Origin of the sequence: Streptomyces thermocarboxydovorans (assembly GCF_039524635.1) — a bacterium.
Taxonomy (GTDB): domain Bacteria; phylum Actinomycetota; class Actinomycetes; order Streptomycetales; family Streptomycetaceae; genus Streptomyces; species Streptomyces thermocarboxydovorans.
Genome location: NZ_BAAAGU010000010.1, coordinates 104,215 through 123,076 on the forward strand (window position 1 = coordinate 104,215; position 18,862 = coordinate 123,076).

General features: G+C 72.6%; 14 protein-coding genes and 1 pseudogene. 12 read left to right on the plus strand and 3 right to left on the minus strand.

The features are described from left to right. Positions 1–12: 12 nt before the first annotated feature. Positions 13–507 carry a cysteine dioxygenase gene (locus ABD198_RS06950; RefSeq protein WP_343998507.1) on the minus strand — a complete coding sequence of 165 codons (495 nt, stop codon included), beginning with the start codon at positions 505–507 and terminating at the stop codon, positions 13–15. Between the two features lie 676 nt (positions 508–1,183). Here ABD198_RS06950 and ABD198_RS06955 point away from each other — a divergent pair. The 3 genes from ABD198_RS06955 (at position 1,184) to ABD198_RS06965 (ending at position 6,940) form a co-directional block, all read left to right on the plus strand. Next, positions 1,184–1,447, plus strand: coding sequence for a WhiB family transcriptional regulator (locus ABD198_RS06955; protein ID WP_003975777.1), 264 nt, complete (start codon positions 1,184–1,186; stop codon positions 1,445–1,447). Positions 1,448–1,799: 352 nt separating this feature from the next. Next, entirely contained in the window at positions 1,800–5,423 is a 3,624-nt protein-coding gene (locus ABD198_RS06960) for a glycosyltransferase (protein ID WP_343998509.1), read from the plus strand. Beyond that, the gene (locus ABD198_RS06965; protein WP_343998510.1) at positions 5,420–6,940 is read left to right on the plus strand and encodes a DUF5719 family protein; all 1,521 of its coding nucleotides are present in this window, start codon (positions 5,420–5,422) and stop codon (positions 6,938–6,940) included. The genes ABD198_RS06960 and ABD198_RS06965 overlap by 4 nt, the downstream gene beginning before the upstream one ends. Before the next feature lie 94 nt (positions 6,941–7,034). On the opposite strand, the gene ABD198_RS06970 is transcribed toward ABD198_RS06965, so the two are convergent. Continuing rightward, positions 7,035–7,415, minus strand: a complete 381-nt coding sequence (locus ABD198_RS06970) for a metallopeptidase family protein (protein WP_343998512.1) — start codon at positions 7,413–7,415, stop codon at positions 7,035–7,037. Positions 7,416–7,807: 392 nt separating this feature from the next. Here ABD198_RS06970 and ABD198_RS06975 point away from each other — a divergent pair. The 8 genes and pseudogenes from ABD198_RS06975 (at position 7,808) to ABD198_RS07010 (ending at position 16,110) form a co-directional block, all read left to right on the plus strand. Next, positions 7,808–8,181: pseudogene (locus ABD198_RS06975) on the plus strand (DUF3499 domain-containing protein). A gap of 116 nt (positions 8,182–8,297) precedes the next feature. Beyond that, positions 8,298–9,662 (plus strand): phosphomannomutase/phosphoglucomutase, encoded by a 1,365-nt coding sequence (locus tag ABD198_RS06980; protein WP_343998514.1) that lies wholly within the window; start codon positions 8,298–8,300, stop codon positions 9,660–9,662. Positions 9,663–9,839: 177 nt separating this feature from the next. Beyond that, the gene (locus ABD198_RS06985) at positions 9,840–10,010 is read left to right on the plus strand and encodes a Trm112 family protein (protein ID WP_020940431.1); all 171 of its coding nucleotides are present in this window, start codon (positions 9,840–9,842) and stop codon (positions 10,008–10,010) included. Positions 10,011–10,072: 62 nt separating this feature from the next. Further along, positions 10,073–11,200: an SIS domain-containing protein gene (locus ABD198_RS06990; RefSeq protein WP_343998517.1), complete on the plus strand. Its 1,128-nt coding sequence runs from the start codon at positions 10,073–10,075 to the stop codon at positions 11,198–11,200. An 89-nt stretch (positions 11,201–11,289) separates the two neighbouring features. After that, entirely contained in the window at positions 11,290–12,441 is a 1,152-nt protein-coding gene (gene manA, locus ABD198_RS06995) for a mannose-6-phosphate isomerase, class I (protein ID WP_343998519.1), read from the plus strand. Positions 12,442–12,584: 143 nt separating this feature from the next. Further along, positions 12,585–13,565: a cation diffusion facilitator family transporter gene (locus ABD198_RS07000; RefSeq protein ID WP_343998521.1), complete on the plus strand. Its 981-nt coding sequence runs from the start codon at positions 12,585–12,587 to the stop codon at positions 13,563–13,565. Between the two features lie 364 nt (positions 13,566–13,929). Then, entirely contained in the window at positions 13,930–15,387 is a 1,458-nt protein-coding gene (ahcY, locus tag ABD198_RS07005; RefSeq protein WP_167992437.1) for an adenosylhomocysteinase, read from the plus strand. 108 nt (positions 15,388–15,495) lie between these two features. Beyond that, positions 15,496–16,110, plus strand: coding sequence for a hypothetical protein (locus ABD198_RS07010; RefSeq protein ID WP_343998525.1), 615 nt, complete (start codon positions 15,496–15,498; stop codon positions 16,108–16,110). A gap of 24 nt (positions 16,111–16,134) precedes the next feature. On the opposite strand, the gene ABD198_RS07015 is transcribed toward ABD198_RS07010, so the two are convergent. Next, a complete protein-coding gene (locus ABD198_RS07015) occupies positions 16,135–17,283 on the minus strand; it encodes an RDD family protein (RefSeq protein ID WP_343998527.1) in 1,149 nt (382 codons plus the stop codon). Between the two features lie 161 nt (positions 17,284–17,444). Between ABD198_RS07015 and ABD198_RS07020 the strand changes: the two genes are divergently transcribed. Beyond that, a complete protein-coding gene (locus ABD198_RS07020; RefSeq protein WP_343998529.1) occupies positions 17,445–18,452 on the plus strand; it encodes a stage II sporulation protein M in 1,008 nt (335 codons plus the stop codon). The last annotated feature ends 410 nt before the right edge of the window (positions 18,453–18,862 follow it).

The following is an 18,862-nucleotide window of genomic DNA, read 5'->3' on the forward strand; positions in this document are numbered from 1 at the left end:
GACGACAGTGCGTCAGGCAGTCAGGGAGCGCGCCTCGCAGTGCGGGGCGGTGTGCATCGGCATCTCGGTCAGGCCCGGGTAGTAGATGTGCAGGCTGACCGCGGGCTCGAGGGTGTCGTTGACGACCTCGTGCACATAGCCGGGCGCGAAGACGCGCTGCGCGCCGGGCGTGAGGGAGCGCGTGCCCCGCTCGGTGCGCTCGGTGAGGGTGCCCTCCAGCACGGTCAGCACGCCGGAGGAGCGGCCGTGGTCGTGCAGCCCGCTGCCCTGGCCGGGCACCCAGGACAGCAGCCACACCTCGTAGCCGGGACCGGTGCGCAGCCGGTGGTACCAGCGGGTGGTGGCGTCGTACTGCACCAGGTGCGCCCACTGGGCGCGGTCGGCGGCGATGGAGCGGGCCAGGCCGGCGAACTCGGCGACGGTCACCGGGTGCTCGCGCGGCGCCTGGAGCAGGTGGGGGACTTCGAGGATGTCGCCTGCGATCTGCAGGTCGCTGTCGCTGTTCATGTGAGTGCGGTGGTTCCTGGGCGTGAGTAGCGAAAAGGGCTCGCCCTGCCGGGCGCGGAGGAATCAACGGCCGAGTCGGATGCGTGGTGACTCGGCGACGGCCGGAGACGGATGGCTCAACAGCCGGAACAACAACAGCTACAGCGAGCGCGGGCAGCACCGTGGGACCCGCCGGTGCGGGTCCGGGTGAGCGCCGGGTACGCGAGCATGCCCACAAGGACAGCGGTTCACACCTTCACTGTCAACTCGGCGCCCGGATCGTGGGACCGGGTTCACCTCATCAGGTTCATCTTGCAGGCGAAAGGTTTGCTCACCCGGTTCCGGGGACACATGCTGCGCACGACCGGGTGCCGAGCGCCGTTGCCGTCCTGTGATCTGGCTGTGATCAGGTTCGCTTCGCCTCGGTGTCGGAACGAGATCGATTCGCTGGACGTTATCCCCCGCAGAGGCTCTGCGCGGGCGGCAATGCCCGGGCAGACCCCGTCTGTATGTCAAGGTTTATGGCGATTTGAACACTTTCCGCTTGGCCTTGGTTCCGCAGAGTGAATAAGGGGCTCAATAGCAGATCTCAGCTTGACTCTCCCGGAGCAGCGCAATTGTAATTTCACTCGTGTCGTTCGGCCGGAAACGGTAACGGCAACATCACGGGGACGCGAAAGACTGACGAGGGGCGCACATGACCGAGCTGGTGCAGCAACTGCTGGTCGACGACGCGGACGAGGAACTCGGCTGGCAGGAGCGCGCGCTGTGCGCCCAGACCGACCCCGAGTCCTTCTTCCCCGAGAAGGGCGGCTCCACCCGGGAGGCCAAGAAGGTCTGCCTCGCCTGCGAGGTCCGTTCCGAGTGCCTCGAATACGCCCTCGCCAATGACGAGCGCTTCGGCATCTGGGGCGGCCTGTCCGAGCGGGAACGCCGCCGGCTGAAGAAGGCCGCGGTCTGATCAGGCGCCGCCGTCCCGGGACGCCTCGGTCCGGTCGTGCGGCTGTTCTTGGTCCGGTCGTTCGAGAGCCTTCGATCCGGACGCGGTCGACGGTGCCGCCCGAAGACGCGGCCGACCGGTGCCGCTCGCAGAAGGCCGCCGTCTTACGGACGACGTCTTACGGACGGCGCTCCGCATACGTGCACAAAAACGCGTAGACGTGTCACATACGGCCCGGCGCACGTGGGTTGTCCACAGGCGGCGGGCCGCCTTGCTGTGCAGCCAGTAGTGTGGTCGCTCGTCCGAGACGCCCCGCTGCCCCCACCGGGCACAGGCGTCCAATGCAGTCCACCGAACCGGGGCCCGTACCTCGATGTCCGTGCACAGCCACCCGGCAGCCCACGACGTTGCCGCCATCCCTGAGTTCCCGCGTCATGTGGTGACGGCGGTCCTCGTCTCGCACGACGGCGCCCGCTGGCTGCCCGACACACTCACCGGACTGCTGGGTCAGGAACGCCCGGTGCAGTACGCCCTAGCCGCCGACACCGGCAGCGCGGACGACTCCGCGCGGCTGGTCACCGAGGCGCTCGGCGACGACCATGTGCTGCACCTCGCCCGGCGCACCGGATTCGGCCAGGCCGTCGACGAGTGCCACCGCATGGCACCCCGGCTCACCCCCGAGGACCTGCCCTATCTGAAGCGGCCCAGCGGCTGGGACCCGGTCACCCGCACCTGGCGCGACGACGCCTACGACCTGCCCGAGCTCCCCTACGGCGAGCCCGTGCAGTGGCTGTGGCTGCTGCACGACGACTGCGCACCCGAACCCGACGCCCTGGCCCAGCTGCTGCGCGTCGTCGACAACGAGTACGAGCTCGGCCGCGAGGACGTGGCCGTCGTCGGCCCCAAGCTGCGCGGCTGGTACGACCGCCGGCAGCTGCTGGAGGTCGGCGTCTCCATCGCCAACTCCGGCCGCCGCTGGACCGGCCTTGACCGCCGCGAGCAGGACCAGGGCCAGCACGACCACGTGCGGGCCGTGCTGTCGGTGTCCACCGCGGGCATGCTGATCCGCCGTGACGTCTTCGAGCAGCTCGGCGGTTTCGACCGGCATCTGCCGCTGATGCGCGACGACGTCGACCTGTGCTGGCGCGCGCACGAGGCCGGCTACCGGGTCCTGGTCGCCCCCGACGCGGTCGTACGGCACGCCGAGGCGGCCTCCCGCGAGCGCCGCACCGTCGACTGCGTGGGCCGCACCGCCGCCTCCCCGCACAAGGTCGACAAGGCCGGCGCCGTCTACACCCTCCTCGTCAACACCCGTACCGCGGCGCTGCCCTGGGTGCTGCTGCGCCTGGTCCTCGGCACCCTGCTGCGCACCCTCGCCTACCTCGTCGGCAAGGTGCCCGGCCAGGCGGTGGATGAGATCCGCGGCCTGATGAGCGTCCTGCTGCGCCCCGAACGCATTCTCGCCGGGCGCCGCCGCCGCGGCAGCCCGCAGATCGACAAGGCGGAACTGCGGGCGCTGTTCCCGCCGCCCGGCGCCACCGTCCGGGTCACCGTCGAGCAGGTCGCCAGCAACCTCGCAGGCCGCTCCGACCCCGAGGTGGCCTCCGGCGCCGGACGGCACGGCGGCGCCATCGAGTCCGGACCCGGCGGCGACGACGCCGACTTCCTCGAGATCGAGCAGTTCGCCCGCCTCAAGCGCATCGCCCGCAAACCGGGCCCGGTGCTCTTCCTCGTCCTGCTGGTCGTCTCCCTCACCGCCTGCCGCTCCCTGCTCGGCGGGGGCGCGCTCGCGGGCGGCGCCCTGCTCCCGGTGCCCGCCGGCGCGGGCGAGCTGTGGGCGCGCTACACGGACGCCTGGCACGCGGTCGGCACCGGCGGCACCGGCTCCGCACCGCCCTACCTGGCGATCGTGGCGGCCCTCGCCTCCCTGCTGCTCGGCTCCACCGGACTGGCCGTCACCGTCCTTCTGGTGTGCTCGGTCCCGCTGGCCGGCCTCACCGCCTACTTCGCCTCCCGCCCGCTGCTCCCCTCCCGGCTGCTGCGCGCCTGGGCGGCCGTCGCCTACGCCTTCCTGCCCGCCGCCACCGGCGCCCTGGCTGGCGGCCGGATCGGCACCGCCGTCCTCGCCGTGCTGCTGCCCCTCATCGCCCGCGCCGGCATCGCCGCGAGCGGCCTCACCAACAGCACCGGCGGGCCCGGCAGTTGGCGGGCCACCTGGGCGTACGCGCTGCTGCTCACCGTCGCCACCGCCTTCACCCCGATCGTGTGGCCGATCGCGCTGGTCCTCGGCCTCGGCGTACTGGCCCTGCGCCGCGCGGAACTCACCGCCCACGCCCCGCGCCTGCTCGCCCAACTCGGCACCCCGCTGCTGCTCCTGGCCCCCTGGTCGCTGTCCCTGCTGCCGTTCGGCTTCTTCCGGGAGGCCGGCCTGGAGTACGGCAGCGGCGCCGCCTCCGCCCTCGACCTGCTCGGCGCAAGCCCGGGCGGCCCGGCCACCTTCAGCGGGCTGATGCTGCTCGGCCTGGTCCTCGCCGCGCTGGCCGCCCTGCTGCGCTCGGAACGGCAGACGGCCGTCCGCGTCGCCTGGGCGAGCGCCCTGGCGGGCCTCGTCTTTGCGGCGCTGTCCAACGGCTCCACCTGGGCCGGACCGGCCACCCTCGTCTACGGCATCGCCCTGCTGGCCGCCGCCGCGGTCGGCGCCGACGGGGCCCGCGCCCGGGTCGCCGAGAGGAGCTTCGGCTGGCGCCAGCCGGTCGCCGCGCTGATCGCCCTGGCCTGCGCCGCCGGGCCGCTGCTGCTCGCGGTCGGCTGGATGCTCCGCGGCGCCGACGGACCGCTCCAGCGCCGCGACCCCGTCCAGGTGCCCGCGTTCGTCGCCGAGGAGAGCAGCACCCGCGACCAGGCCCGCACCCTGGTGCTGGACAGCGACTCCGCCGCCCAGGTCCGCTACATGCTGGTCCGCGGTTCCGGCGCCCGCATGGGCGACGCCGAACTGGCCTCGGCCGGCGGCGAGAACAGCAGGCTCGACAAGGTCGTCGGCAATCTGGTCGCCGGCTCCGGTGCCGACCAGGCCGCCCAGCTCGGTACCTTCGCCGTCCGCTACGTCATGGTCCACCAGGGCGCCCCCCGCGAGGTCACCCGCGTCCTGGACGCCACCCCCGGACTGACCCGGCTCAGCCAGCAGGCCGGCGGCGCCCTGTGGCGGGTGGACCGCCAGGTGTCCCGCGCGACGATCGTCTCCGGCAAGGAGACCAAGGCGGTCGCGGCCGGCCCGGTGGAGATCCACACCGACATCCCCGCCGGACCCGAGGGGCGCGTGCTGCGCCTCGCCGACACCGCCGCCGACGGCTGGACGGCCACCCTGGACGGCGCCCCGCTGCCCCGCACCACGGTCGACGGCTGGGCCCAGGGCTTCGAACTGCCCGCCTCCGGCGGCCGCCTGGACGTCACCTACGACGCCCCGCTCACCCACACCGCCTGGCTGTGGGCGCAGGGCTTCCTCGCGATCGTCCTGATCGTCCTCGCCCTGCCGGGCCGCCGCCGCCACATCGACGACGACCTGCCCGACGAGCCGGTGCCCGTCCCCACCGGGGACGGCCGCCGGGCCCGCCGCCTGCGCGCCCAGGCCGAGCAGGCGGGACAGGCCGACCAGGCCGATCAGCAGGGAGCGCAGGGAGCGCAGGGAGCCCCCGCTCCGATCCCCGCGCAGCCCGCCCACGACCCCTGGCAGCCGGAGCCGCAGCCCGACCAGGCGGCGCAGCAGTACCAGCAGCAGTACGCGGCGTACGCGGAGCCGATGCAGCAGCCCCAGCAGTACCCGGGGCAGCAGCAGTACCCCGAGCAGCAGTACCCCTACCAGGGTGCGTCCTACGACCCGTACGCCTACGACCAGACGCAGTACCAGCAGACCCCGACCTACGACCAGAGCTACCCGCACGGCTACGACATGCCGTACGACCCCACGGGCAGTGAGCGTCCCGACGGGAGCCAGCAGTGAACCGCACGACCCTGTCCCTGATCGCGGCGGCCACCGCCCTCGCCGCCGTGACCGGCTTCGCCGCGCTGACCACGCCCGAGACGCCGGCCACGGACGACACGGCACGCGCCGCGGCCCGGCTCCCGGTGGAACGCACCAGCCTGCTCTGCCCCTCGCCCAGCACCTCCGACCTGGCCGAGACGACCTACTCCTCCTTCACCCCGGTCACCGAGGGCACGGAGAGCAAGGGCTCGGCCGAGCTGCTGCCGGCGCGGGCCGACGGGGGCGAGGGGGCGGAGGACTCCGAGGATTCCTCGGAGTCGAAGGAGTCCCAGAAGCCGGACGCCGGCCAGGCCGAGCCCGTCCTGAAGCCCGGGGAGCCGGGCCGGCAGGCCACCGGTGACGTCTCCGGCGGTGAGGCCCCGGCCCTGATCGGCACCGCCGACGGCCGCTACGCCCCCGGCTGGACCGTGCAGCAGACCACCGAGGTCACCGCGGGCACCGGCCGCGGCCTCCAGGGCGTCACCTGCACCGCGCCGGACACCGAGTTCTGGTTCCCCGGCGCCAGCACCTCCGCCGACCGCACCGACTACGTGCATCTGACCAACCCGGACGACTCGGCCGCCGTGGTGGACATCGAGCTCTACGGCAAGGACGGCGCCCTGAAGACCACCGTGGGCGAGGGCATCACCGTCCGGGGGCGGTCCAGCGAGCCCATCCTGCTCTCCACGCTCACCGAGGAGCGGCAGTCCGATGTGACGGTGCACGTGGTCGTCCGCAGCGGCAGGGTCGGCGCGGCCGTGCAGGCCCTGGACGACAAGCTCGGCGGCGACTGGCTGGCCGCGTCCACCGACCCGGCCGGCAGCCTGATCATCCCCGGCGTCCCGAAGGACGCCACGGCCGTGCGTCTGGTCGCCTTCGCCCCCGGCGACTCCGACGCCGACCTGAACGTCCGCCTGGCCTCGCCCACCGGTTCGATCACTCCGGCCGGTCACGAGACCCTGCACGTCAAGGGCGGCATGACGGCCGCCGTGGACCTGGGCGACATCACCCGCGGCGAGCCCGGCTCGCTGGTGCTGACCCCCACCGACCGCTCCGTCCCGGTCGTCGCCGCCGTCCGGGTGCTGCGCGGCAAGGGCGACGCCCAGGAGTCGGCCTTCATCCCGGCCGCCCGCCCGGTGTCCGGCCGGGCCACGGCCGTGGGCAACACGGCGAAGGAGACGACCCTGTCGGTGACGTCCCCCGAGGCCACCGCGCGGATCAAGGTCACCGCCTCACCGACCGGGGAGGACGGCACGCCCGCGACGAAGACGTACACGATCAAGCGCGGCACGACCCAGGACATCACCCCGCCCGTGCCGGAGGGGGCGAAGGGCAGCTACGCCCTGACGATCGAGCCGGAGACGGACACTCCGGTCTACGCGACCCGCACCCTGACCAGCGGGAAGACGGCCTTCACCAGCCAGACCCTGCCGGACGACCGGGGCATGGTGGCGGTCCCGGAGGCCCGGCAGGACCTGTCCGTCCTGCAGAAGTAGGCGGGAGCAGAAGCGGCGGCACTCGAAGCACGCGGCACTTTGAGGCAGATGGCCCTCCCGTCGGCGGGGTTTCCCGCCGACGGGGTGCCGGGTCTCAGTCCTCCCCGTAGCGGGGGTCCACGGTCTCCGGGGTCAGCCCGAGCAGCTCCGCGACCTGCTCGACGACCACCTCGTGCACCAGCGAGGCCCGCTCGTCGCGGCCCTTGGAGCGGATCTCCACCGGGCGCCGGTAGATCACCACCCGCGCGGGCCGCCCGTCGCGTGCGGGCACGGCGCCGCCCAGCGGAACGGCCTCGTCGTTCCACCCGGCGGCCGCCCCGTCCAGCCGGGGCACGTCCAGCACCAGGAAATCGATGTCGGCGAGCTGCGGCCACCGCCGCTCCAGCCGCTCCACGGAGTCCTGTACGAGATCTGCGAACGTCTCCGCCCTGCTGGCCGCGAGCGGCACCTGCGGCGGTGCGATCGGTCCCCGCATGCCCCTGCCGTGACGATCACGGCGTCGGGGCCCGGGGCCGGCAGCGGCACGGGGCGTCACAGGGTTGTCCATCACTGTGCAGGGTAGTCTCCCGCGCCCCCGCATGCCCGACCCCGCACCGTCCCACGCCCCATGTCACTACCTGACCGTTTCAGCCAAAGTTGGGCTCGATTCCGTATCCCTCCCGGACCGGTGATCTCAAGACGTTTGACAGCCTTTGTGCCAACTGGTGACCGCAATCAAAATCGGTCGCCGCCCCTCGCGCCCCCGTCCGGCCAGGTCACCGAGCGGGTTCCCCGAGGCCGTGTGCGGCGTCTCACACCACGACACGGGGGAGTGACCTGGTGGAGAGTCGTCGCGGCCCGCTCAAGAGTGCGGTACCGTCCAACGTCGTGAGCCCTGTACGTCGCTGTTCGCGCACCGCTTGCGGCCGTCCCGCCGTCGCGACGCTGACGTACGTCTATGCCGACTCGACCGCGGTCCTCGGCCCCCTCGCCACCTACGCCGAACCCCACTGCTACGACCTGTGCGCCGAGCACTCCGAACGCCTGACCGCACCGCGCGGCTGGGAGGTCGTCCGCCTGCTCGACGGCTCGGCCCCGGCCCAGCCCAGCGGCGACGACCTGGAGGCCCTGGCGAACGCCGTGCGCGAGGCGGCCCGCCCGCAGGAACGCGCGGCGGGTGGGGCGGCGGCGGACGCGGGGCCGACCCCATGGAGGTCGCCCGCCGGGGCCACCTCCGTGTGCTCCGCTCACCGGACGACTGACCCGCACCGACGACGCCGGTCCGCCGGACCGTTTCGGCACGATGCCCGCCCCGTACGGCAGGGCACGACCGGCCGGTAGTTTGTGGTGACCGACAGGACTTCGGAAGGGCTGGGCCGTGGCTGCTGATCTCTCGCAGATCGTGAAGGCGTACGACGTACGCGGAGTCGTCCCCGATCAGTGGGACGAGTCCCTCGCCGAACTCTTCGGCGCCGCCTTCGCCCAGGTCACCGGCGCGAGCGCCATCGTCACCGGCCACGACATGCGGCCCTCCTCACCGGGTCTGTCGGCCGCCTTCGCCCGCGGTGCCGCGGCCCGCGGGGCCGACGTCACCGAGATCGGCCTGTGCTCCACCGACCAGCTCTACTACGCCTCGGGGGCGCTCGACCTGCCGGGCGCGATGTTCACCGCGTCGCACAACCCCGCCCAGTACAACGGCATCAAGCTGTGCCGCGCCGGTGCGGCCCCCGTCGGCCAGGACACCGGGCTCGCTCAGATCCGCGCCCTGGTCGAGCAGTGGAGCACCTCCGGCGCCCCGGCGCCCGCCGCCGCCCCGGGCACGGTCACCCGCCGCGACACGCTAGCCGACTACGCCGCCCATCTGCGCTCCCTGGTCGACCTCACCGCCATCCGGCCCCTGAAGGTGGTCGTCGACGCGGGCAACGGCATGGGCGGCCACACCGTCCCCACCGTCTTCGAGGGACTGCCGCTCACGCTCGTCCCGATGTACTTCGAGCTCGACGGCACCTTCCCCAACCACGAGGCCAACCCGCTCGACCCGGCCAACCTGGTCGACCTGCAGAAGCGGGTCCGCGAGGAGGGCGCCGACCTCGGCCTCGCCTTCGACGGCGACGCCGACCGCTGCTTCGTCGTGGACGAGCGGGGCGAGCCGGTCTCCCCGTCCGCGATCACCGCTCTGGTCGCCTCCCGGGAGCTCGCCCGCAACGGCGGCAAGGGCACCGTCATCCACAACCTGATCACCTCCTGGTCGGTGCCGGAAGTGGTCAGGGAGCACGGCGGCACCCCGGTCCGCACCCGCGTCGGCCACTCCTTCATCAAGGCCGAGATGGCCGCCACCGGCGCGATCTTCGGCGGCGAGCACTCCGCGCACTACTACTTCCGCGACTTCTGGTACGCCGACACCGGCATGCTGGCCGCCCTGCACGTCCTCGCCGCGCTGGGCGGCCAGGACGGCACGCTCTCCGCCCTCGTCGCCGAGTACGACCGCTACGTCGGATCCGGCGAGATCAACTCCACGGTCGACGACCAGACCGCCCGCCTCGCCGCGATCCGCGCCGCCTACGAGGGCCGCGAGGGCATCACCCTCGACGACCTGGACGGCCTCACCGTCACCTCCACCGACTGGTGGTTCAACGTCCGCCCCTCCAACACCGAGCCCCTCCTCCGCCTCAACGCGGAGGCCCGCGACGAGGCGACGATGCGCCGCATCCGCGACGAGGCACTGGCGATCATCCGCGGCTGACGGGAACAAGTGCCTCCGACGCCCGGAACGCCGAACATCCGAGGTCGGCGGGGCGCGGGCCGGGGGAACGCCCGGGCGGAGGGTTGGAAAGGGCTCCGCGGCCGACCGGGGCGCGGTACCGGCGGTACGCTGACCAGGCACATCCGCGCACCGTCACCCGCCGTGAAGGGAACCCCCATGCCGCTCGAAGCCGGACTCCTGGAGATCCTCGCCTGCCCGGCCTGCCACGCCCCCCTCAAGGAGCAGGACGCCGAGCTGATCTGCACCGGCCAGGACTGCGGTCTGGCCTACCCGGTCCGTGACGGCATCCCCGTCCTCCTCGTCGACGAGGCCCGCCGCCCGGCGTAACCGCCGTTCCGGCGACCGCCGTCCCGCGAACCGACGCCCCGCCGATCGGAGGCACGCCGCCCATGCTCGACGAAAGCTTGCTCGACTCACCGGAGGGCCTCGCCGAGGCCGATCGCCGCGGGCTGCTCCGCGGGGCCGCCGAGGCCGGCGCCCGGGTCCGCACCGCCGCACGGCACGCCGCCGAGACCGGGATCCAGGACCTGCAGCCCGACGGCCGGCCCCGCGCCATCCTCATCGCGGGCCCCGGCGCCGCCGCCACCCAGACCGCCGACCTGCTCGGCACCCTCGCGGGCTCCGGCAGCCCCGTCACCCGCCTCGCACCCACCGGCGTCGCCCCCGCCGCCGGCGCCCTGCGCTGGGAGCTCCCCGGCTGGGCCGGCTCCGTCGACCTGCTGCTCATCGCCACCCCGGACGGCACCGAACCCGGCCTGTCCCTGCTCGCCGAGCAGGCCTACCGCCGCGGCTGCACCGTCGTCGCGGTGGCCCCGGCCCGCGGCCCGCTCGCCGACTCGGTCAGCGGCCACCACGGCCTGTTCGTCCCCATGGCGACCGCCCCCTACGACCAGGAGGAACCCCTCGCGGCCTCCGCTCCCGGCGTGCTGTGGGCGCTGCTCACCCCGCTGCTGGCGCTGCTCGACCGCACCGGGCTGCTCACCGCGCCGCAGGACGCCCTGGAGAAGGTCGCCGACCGCCTGGACCGCATCGCCGAACGGTGCGGCCCCGCCATCGCCGCCTACAGCAACCCCGCCAAGACCCTGGCCGCCGAACTCGCCGACGCGCTGCCCATCGTCTGGACCGAGGGCACCTCCGCCGGGCCCGCCGGCCGCCGCTTCGCCGCCGCGCTCGCCGAGCTCTCCGGCACCCCCGCCGTCGTCGCCGAACTCCCCGAGGCGCTCGCCGCGCACAGCGCCCTGCTGGCCGGCCCGCTCGCCGCCGGAGCCGACCCGGACGACTTCTTCCGCGACCGCGTCGAGGAACCGCCCGCCCTGCACGCCCGCGTGGTGCTGCTGCGCGACCGGCCCATCGGCAGCCTCACCGCCGCCCCCGCCGCACGCGAGCTGGCCCTCACCCACGACACCCCGATCAGCGAACTCGAACCGGAGCCGGGCGGCGAACTGGAGACCCTCGCCGAACTGATCGCCATCACCGATTTCGCCGCCGTTTACCTGGCGCTCGCCTCCCGCACCTGATCATGCCCGGGACACCCTGAACCTCCCCTGCCCACCCGTCCCCTGCCGGGGAGACAGGCACGAGCACCGCAGAAGGAACCCAAGAGCCCATGGACCGCCTCGAGAACACCATCCGCCCCTACGCCTGGGGTTCCACCACCGCCATCCCGCGGCTCCTCGGCACCGAACCCACCGGCGAACCGCAGGCCGAGATGTGGATGGGCGCCCACCCCGGCGCCCCCTCCCGTACCGCCCGCGGCAGCCTCGCCGAGGTCATCGACGCCGCCCCCGAGAAGGAACTCGGAGCCGCCTCCGTCGCCCGGTTCGGCCCCCGCCTGCCGTTCCTGCTCAAGCTCCTCGCCGCCGGCGCGCCCCTCTCCCTCCAGGTCCACCCCGACCTGGAGCAGGCAAGGGCGGGCTTCGAGGACGAGGAGCGCCGCGGCATCCCCGTGGACGCCCCGCACCGCAACTACAAGGACGCCAACCACAAGCCGGAACTGATCTGCGCGCTCACCGAGTTCGACGGCCTGTGCGGCTTCCGCGACCCGCTGCGCGCCGCAAGCCTCCTCGACGCGCTCGGCGTCGACTCCCTCAAGCCCTACGCCGCCCTGCTGCACGCCCGCCCCGCCGACGCCGCCCTGCGCGAGGTCCTCACCGCGATCCTCACCGCCGACCCCGAGGAGATGGCCCGCACCGTCGCCGAGGCGGCCACCGCCTGCGAGCGCCTCGGCGGCGAACTGGCCCCCTACGCCGTCATCGCCCACCACTACCCGGGCGACCCCGGCGTCATCGCCGCGATGCTCCTCAACCACGTCCGGCTCCAGCCCGGCGAGGCCCTCTACCTCGGCGCCGGCGTCCCCCACGCCTACCTCAGCGGCCTCGGCGTGGAGATCATGGCCAACTCCGACAACGTGCTGCGCTGCGGCCTCACCCCCAAGCACGTCGACGTGCCCGAACTGCTGCGCATCGTCCGCTTCGAGGCCGGCGACCCCTCGGTGCTGCGACCGGAGGCCACACCCGACGGTGAGGAGGTCTACGACACCCCCACCGACGAGTTCCGGCTCTCCCGCTACGTCCTGCCCGCCGGCGGCGCCACCCACGACCTGACCCGCCCCGCCCCGCAGATCCTGCTGTGCACCGCCGGCACCGTCCGGGCCGGCGAACACGAGCTGACGCCGGGCCAGTCCGTGTTCGCCGCGGCGGGCGAGAAGACCGAAGTGTCCGGCACCGGCACGCTCTTCCGGGCCACCGTCGTCGCCTGACCGCCCCTTGATCCGGACCTGAGCGCCGGTACGGCGGCGGGCTGCAACAATGGCCCACCGTCACAGGACGGTTCACGCCCCGAGCGGCCACACGCACCCGCCCGGGGCCGGGAAAGCGGCGTACGAAGGGACAACGCGGACACATGAGCGCGTCAGGCGGCACCAAGGCGATCGTGGCGGCACTCGCCGCCAACCTCGCGATCGCGGTATCGAAGTTCGTGGCGTTCCTCTTCAGTGGCTCCTCGTCGATGCTCGCCGAGTCCGTGCACTCGGTCGCGGACTCCGGAAACCAGGCCCTGCTGCTGGTCGGCGGCAAGAAGGCCCAGCGCCAGGCCACCCCGCAGCACCCCTTCGGCTACGGCCGGGAGCGCTACATCTACGCGTTCCTCGTCTCCATCGTGCTGTTCTCGGTCGGTGGCATGTTCGCCCTCTACGAGGGCTACGAGAAGATCAAGCACCCGCACGAGCTGGAGCACTGGTACTGGCCCGTCGGCGTGCTCGTCTTCGCGATCATCGCCGAGGGCTTCTCCTTCCGCACCGCCATCAAGGAGTCCAACGCCCTGCGCGGCCGCCGCTCCTGGAAGGAGTTCGTCCGCCACGCCAAGGCCCCCGAGCTGCCCGTGGTCCTGCTGGAGGACCTCGGCGCCCTCGTCGGTCTGATCCTCGCCCTCGGCGGTGTCGGCCTCGCCCTGCTCACCGGCGACAGCGTCTGGGACGGCATCGGCACCCTGTGCATCGGCGTGCTGCTCATCCTGATCGCCCTCGTCCTGGCGGCCGAGACCAAGTCCCTGCTGCTCGGCGAGTCCGCGGGCGCCGAGGAGACCGCGAAGATCGAGGCCGCCCTGGTCGACGGCGACACGGTGACCCGCATCATCCACATGCGCACCCTCCACCTCGGCCCGGAGGAGCTGCTGATCGCCGCCAAGATCGCCGTCCGGCACGACGAGACCGCCGCCGAGATCGCCGCCGCCATCGACGCCGCCGAGGCCCGCGTCCGCGAGGCCGTCCCGATCGCCCGCGTCATCTACCTCGAGCCGGACATCTACAGCGAGGCCGAGGCCGCCAAGGGCCCCGACCCGGAGGCCACCCCCGGCGGTCCTGGCCCGGAAACCGCAGGCCACTGACGGCACCGGAGGCCCGGCCGCCCGCCGCCCGCCCGGCAGGCGGCCGCCGCCCGCACGGCAGACGGCCGCCGCCCGCCCGGCCCCGGTGCCCCAAGGGCCCGACCGGGGCCGACCGCCAGATGGCCGGAAGTGTTCCCGGGCGGACTGGGGATCGCAGGCGGCTCCGGTGTAGCTTGGGACGGAGCCAGACGTCGCTGCTGATGGCGGTCGGGCGGTCCACTGCGGCCGGCCGAGGGAGAGAGGGCCTCCGACGGACTGCGCTGCGCGTACGCGGGCATGCCTGTGCCCTCTTTCGGGCACCCCTGTGTCCGCCGCCGCGCAGACCAGCCAGACCACCTCGACCCAACCCGAGGAGCAGCTCGCAATGACGACTGTCGAGAACCGACAGGACTTCAAGGTCGCCGACCTCTCCCTGGCCGAGTTCGGCCGCAAGGAGATCACCCTCGCCGAGCACGAGATGCCGGGCCTGATGGCGATCCGCAAGGAGTACGCCGAGGCCCAGCCCCTCGCCGGCGCCCGCATCACCGGCTCCCTGCACATGACCGTGCAGACCGCCGTCCTGATCGAGACCCTGGTCGCCCTCGGCGCACGGGTCCGCTGGGCGTCCTGCAACATCTTCTCCACCCAGGACCACGCCGCGGCCGCCGTCGCCGTCGGCCCCGACGGCACGCCCGACAACCCGCAGGGCGTCCCCGTCTTCGCCTGGAAGGGCGAGACGCTGCAGGAGTACTGGTGGTGCACGGAGCAGGCGCTGACCTGGCCGGACAGCCCCACCGGCGGCCCCAACATGATCCTCGACGACGGAGGTGACGCCACCCTCCTCGTCCACAAGGGCGTCGAGTACGAGAAGGACGGCAAGGTCCCCTCGCCCGACACCGCCGAGTCCGAGGAGCACCGCGTCATCCTCGAACTGCTCACCCGCACCCTGAGCGAGAACCCGCAGAAGTGGACGCAGCTCTCCTCCGAGATCCGCGGCGTCACCGAGGAGACCACCACCGGCGTCCACCGCCTGTACGAGATGCAGCGCGAGGGCACCCTCCTGTTCCCGGCGATCAACGTCAACGACGCCGTCACCAAGTCCAAGTTCGACAACAAGTACGGCTGCCGCCACTCCCTGATCGACGGCATCAACCGCGCCACCGACACCCTGATCGGCGGCAAGACCGCCGTCGTGTGCGGCTACGGCGACGTCGGCAAGGGCTGCGCCGAGTCGCTGCGCGGCCAGGGCGCCCGCGTGATCGTCACCGAGATCGACCCGATCTGCGCGCTGCAGGCCGCCATGGACGGCTACCAGGTCACCACCCTCGACGAGGTCGTCGAGACGGCCGACATCTTCATCACCACGACCGGCAACCGGGACATCATCATGGCCTCGGACATGGCCAAGATGAAGCACCAGGCGATCGTCGGCAACATCGGCCACTTCGACAACGAGATCGACATGGCCGGCCTCGCCAAGGTCCCCGGCATCGTCAAGGACGAGATCAAGCCGCAGGTCCACAAGTGGACCTTCCCCGACGGCAAGGCGATCATCGTCCTGTCCGAGGGCCGCCTGCTGAACCTGGGCAACGCCACCGGCCACCCGTCGTTCGTGATGTCCAACTCCTTCGCGGACCAGACCCTGGCCCAGATCGAGCTGTTCACCAAGCCCGACGAGTACCCGACCGGCGTCTACGTGCTGCCCAAGCACCTCGACGAGAAGGTCGCCCGGCTCCACCTCGACGCCCTCGGCGTGAAGCTGACCAAGCTGCGCCCCGAGCAGGCCGAGTACATCGGCGTGAAGGTCGAGGGCCCGTACAAGCCGGACCACTACCGCTACTGAGCCCGCGGCAGCAGGTTCTTCGAGGCAGGCCCCCGCACCCCCGTGCCGGGGGCCTGCCCCATGGACGGACCAGGCGACCGGCTCAGCCCGTCACGACTCAGGACCCCCATGCCCCGCGGCCGTTATTCGCTCCACGATCCGCACGACCACACCCCCTTCGCAGAAGAGCACTTCCACTGCGCCCCCGGCCCCTCCGGCTGGCGCTACGTCTCCCAGCTCACCGCCCCGTCCGGCGATCACCTGGGCTCGGTCGACCTCGCCCTGGACGAACTCGGCCGCCCCCTCCGCCTGGAACTCCACGCCGCCGACTGGCAGGTCCGCGGCGCCGCCCTCGACGGCGTCACCTGGGTCCGCACGGACCCCACGGGAACCCACGCCACGGAAGGCAATGTGCGCGCCCACGCCTTCACCGGCACGTCCCCCGCGTTCCTCGTCGCCACGACCCGTCTGCTGCGCCTCACCCCCTCGTCACCGGCCACCCGCGTACGCCTCGTCGCCTTCACCGATCCCGTGCTCGCCCCGCGCACCGTGGATCAGTCCTGGGCGCTGGTGAAAAGAGAAGCACACGCCACTGACAACGGCCCACTGATCGTGGACGAATACCAGGTCACAGCCCTGGACACGGGCGAACGGCACAGCGTGCACATCGCCGGGGACGTCGTCCTCGCCGCCCCCGGCATCGAGCTGGAGGACCTGGAGACGCCCCCCTCGGTCTTCGACTGAACGCCGCCGCTTCGCCGTGTCCCGTCACGCAGGCGGGACGAACCTCGTGGAGGCCTGCTTGTCCGCCGGTTCGGGCTGAGTCCGGGTCTTCGGAGTTTCAGAGGCAGGCGACCCGGGCGGCTGCGACGGGGACTGGGGCGCGGCGGGCGCCTGCGGAGCAGAGGAACTCTGCGAGTCCGTCGGCCCCTGGGGCGCGGACGGCCTCTGCGGCGAGGACGCTGTCACATCCGCCGCAGGAGCAGGGACGGAAGGGGCGGGAGCCGAAGGGGGAGGGGCGGACGGCGCAGGAGCGGAAGGGGCGGGAGCGGAAGGGGCGGGAGCGGAAGGGGGATGGACGGACGGCGCAGGAACGGAGGGGGACTGCCCCACTGCCCGGGACTGCCCCACCTCGGGGGACTGTCCTGCGAGGGACTGCCCCACCGCCCCGCCGCCGAAGGCCCGCCGCGCCTCCCGTGCCTGCCGCTCCTGCAGCACCGCGGCGAGATACGCCGCCGGCGGCACCCCCTGCGGCACCGGCGTCCCCGTACGCTCCGCGACATCCGCCGCCAGCCGCTCGGCCATCGACCAGCCCACCCGCGGATCGAGCTGCCGCATCCGGCCCAGGTACTGCCGGACGGCCAGCCACAGACTGTCCGGCACCGCCGACAGATCCAGCCCCGAGAACCGTCCTACCAGCCACGGCGGAGGCGGCGGCAGGAAACCCGCCTGCCCCGCCGGCATCCGCTCCCGCACCACGAGCGTCCCCGCGAACACATCACCGAGCCGCCGTCCCCGTGCCGAGACGAGCGAGGCGATGCACGCCACCACCCCCAGCGTCATGAGGATCTCGATGACACCCATCAGACCCCGCACCAGCGCGTGCCGGAAACGGATCGGTCCGCCGTCGTCCCGCACCACCCGCAGCCCGCACGCCAGCTTCCCCAGCGACCGGCCATGGCTCAGCGTCTCCACCGCGATGGGCCCGCCCACCAGGATCAGCACGAACGCCGAGAGGGATATCGCCGTCTGCGCGGCCTCGTCCAGGGAAGCGGTGGCCAGCACCAGCGCCACCGTCACCAGCATGAAGACCACCATGGCGACCACCAGGTCGAGCAGCACGGCCAGCGCCCTGCTGGGCAGCCTCGCGGGCCGCAGCTCCAGTGCCACGGCCTCGCCCGTCACCAGCTCACTCACGCATGCCGCCCTTCCCCTGCGATGATCCGAACACCGCCAGTCTGCCAAGCTGATGGCACATCGCACCGCAGTACGACCACCCGATCAAGGCGAGCATCGATCACCGGGGTCCGCACGACCGTGTCGATCGACCGAGACCAAGCCGAGGAGCAGGCACACAGATGGACCTCGACGTCTTCGTCTCCGCCCACCGCGCGGAGTGGGACCGCCTCGACGCCCTGCTCCGCCGCCAGCGCCGGCTCAACGGCGCGGAGGTCGACGAACTCGTCTCCCTCTACCAGCGCACCGCCACACACCTGTCACTGATCCAGTCGGCAGCCCCCGACCCCCAGCTGACCGGCTGGCTCAGCCAGCTGGTGGCCCGCGCACGCGGCGCGGTGACCGGCACCCGACGAGCCTCCTGGCGGGACGTCACCCACTTCCTCACCCACAGCTTCCCGGCCGCCGTCTACCGCGCCCGCCGCTGGTGGGTACCCACGGCACTGCTGTCCACCGCCGTGGCGGTCCTGCTCGGCTGGTGGATCGGCACCCACCCCGAGGTGCAGGCCGCCATCGCCGCCCCCACCGAGCTGCGCGAGCTGACCCGCCCCGGAGGCCAGTACGAGACGTACTACTCCAGCCACCCGGCGGCCTCCTTCGCCGCCCAGGTGTGGACGAACAACGCCTGGGCCGCCGCCCTGTGCCTGGTCTTCGGGATCTTCCTCGGCCTCCCGGTCATCTGGATCCTCTTCCTCAACATGCTCAACCTGGGCGTCGGCTTCGGTCTGATGCACTCGGCGGGCCGGCTCGACGTCTTCCTCGGCCTCGTCCTGCCCCACGGCCTGCTGGAGCTGACCGCCGTCTTCGTCGCCGCCGGTACCGGACTGCGCCTCGGCTGGACCCTGGTCGACCCCGGCCCGCGCACCCGGCGCAGCGCCCTCGCCGAGGAGGGCCGGGCGGCACTGGCCATGGCGATCGGCCTGGCCCTGGTCCTCTTCGTCGCCGGTGCCATCGAAGGCTTCGTCACCCCGTCCGGCCTGCCCACCTGGGCCCGCATCGGCATCGGAGTCCTCGCGGAGCTCGCGTTCCTCGCCTACGTCTTCGTCGTGGGCCGGCGGGCGGCTCACGAGGGCGAGACGGGGGACCTGGACGCGGCCGAGCGCAGCGCGACCGTACCGACCGCTGCCTGATGTGCAAACCGCGCCGCTGAGCTGCTAGTCTCCTCTTCGCCCCACGGGAGCCGTTGACACGGGCCTCGCGGGGAGGTAGATTTAAACAGTTGCCTGGATAGGGGTTCGAACCCGACCGGCGGCCGTGAGCATCTGCTCCGCTTCTTGAGATCGAGATTTCGAAGAAGCTTCTACCGACGCATCGGAAAATGATGGCCGGTCAGTACGGCCCGAAACCTCTGATAAAGTCGGGTGCGCCGGAAAGGGAAACGCGCAAGCGGAACCCGGAAAGGCACCGAGGAAATCGGATCGGCAAGATCTGATAGAGTCGGAAACGCCGAAGGGAAGCGCCCGGAGGAAAGCCCGAGAGGGTGAGTACGAAGGAAGCGTCCGTTCCTTGAGAACTCAACAGCGTGCCAAAAGTCAACGCC

Coding starts and splice junctions, on each gene's coding strand:
- ABD198_RS06950 (WP_343998507.1), bottom strand. CDS start 507: ATGAACAGCGACAGCGACCTGCAGATCGCAGGCGACATCCTCGAAGTC.
- ABD198_RS06955 (WP_003975777.1), top strand. CDS start 1,184: ATGACCGAGCTGGTGCAGCAACTGCTGGTCGACGACGCGGACGAGGAA.
- ABD198_RS06960 (WP_343998509.1), top strand. CDS start 1,800: ATGTCCGTGCACAGCCACCCGGCAGCCCACGACGTTGCCGCCATCCCT.
- ABD198_RS06970 (WP_343998512.1), bottom strand. CDS start 7,415: ATGCGGGGACCGATCGCACCGCCGCAGGTGCCGCTCGCGGCCAGCAGG.
- ABD198_RS06985 (WP_020940431.1), top strand. CDS start 9,840: ATGCCGCTCGAAGCCGGACTCCTGGAGATCCTCGCCTGCCCGGCCTGC.
- ABD198_RS06990 (WP_343998517.1), top strand. CDS start 10,073: ATGCTCGACGAAAGCTTGCTCGACTCACCGGAGGGCCTCGCCGAGGCC.
- manA (WP_343998519.1), top strand. CDS start 11,290: ATGGACCGCCTCGAGAACACCATCCGCCCCTACGCCTGGGGTTCCACC.
- ABD198_RS07000 (WP_343998521.1), top strand. CDS start 12,585: ATGAGCGCGTCAGGCGGCACCAAGGCGATCGTGGCGGCACTCGCCGCC.
- ahcY (WP_167992437.1), top strand. CDS start 13,930: ATGACGACTGTCGAGAACCGACAGGACTTCAAGGTCGCCGACCTCTCC.
- ABD198_RS07010 (WP_343998525.1), top strand. CDS start 15,496: ATGCCCCGCGGCCGTTATTCGCTCCACGATCCGCACGACCACACCCCC.
- ABD198_RS07020 (WP_343998529.1), top strand. CDS start 17,445: ATGGACCTCGACGTCTTCGTCTCCGCCCACCGCGCGGAGTGGGACCGC.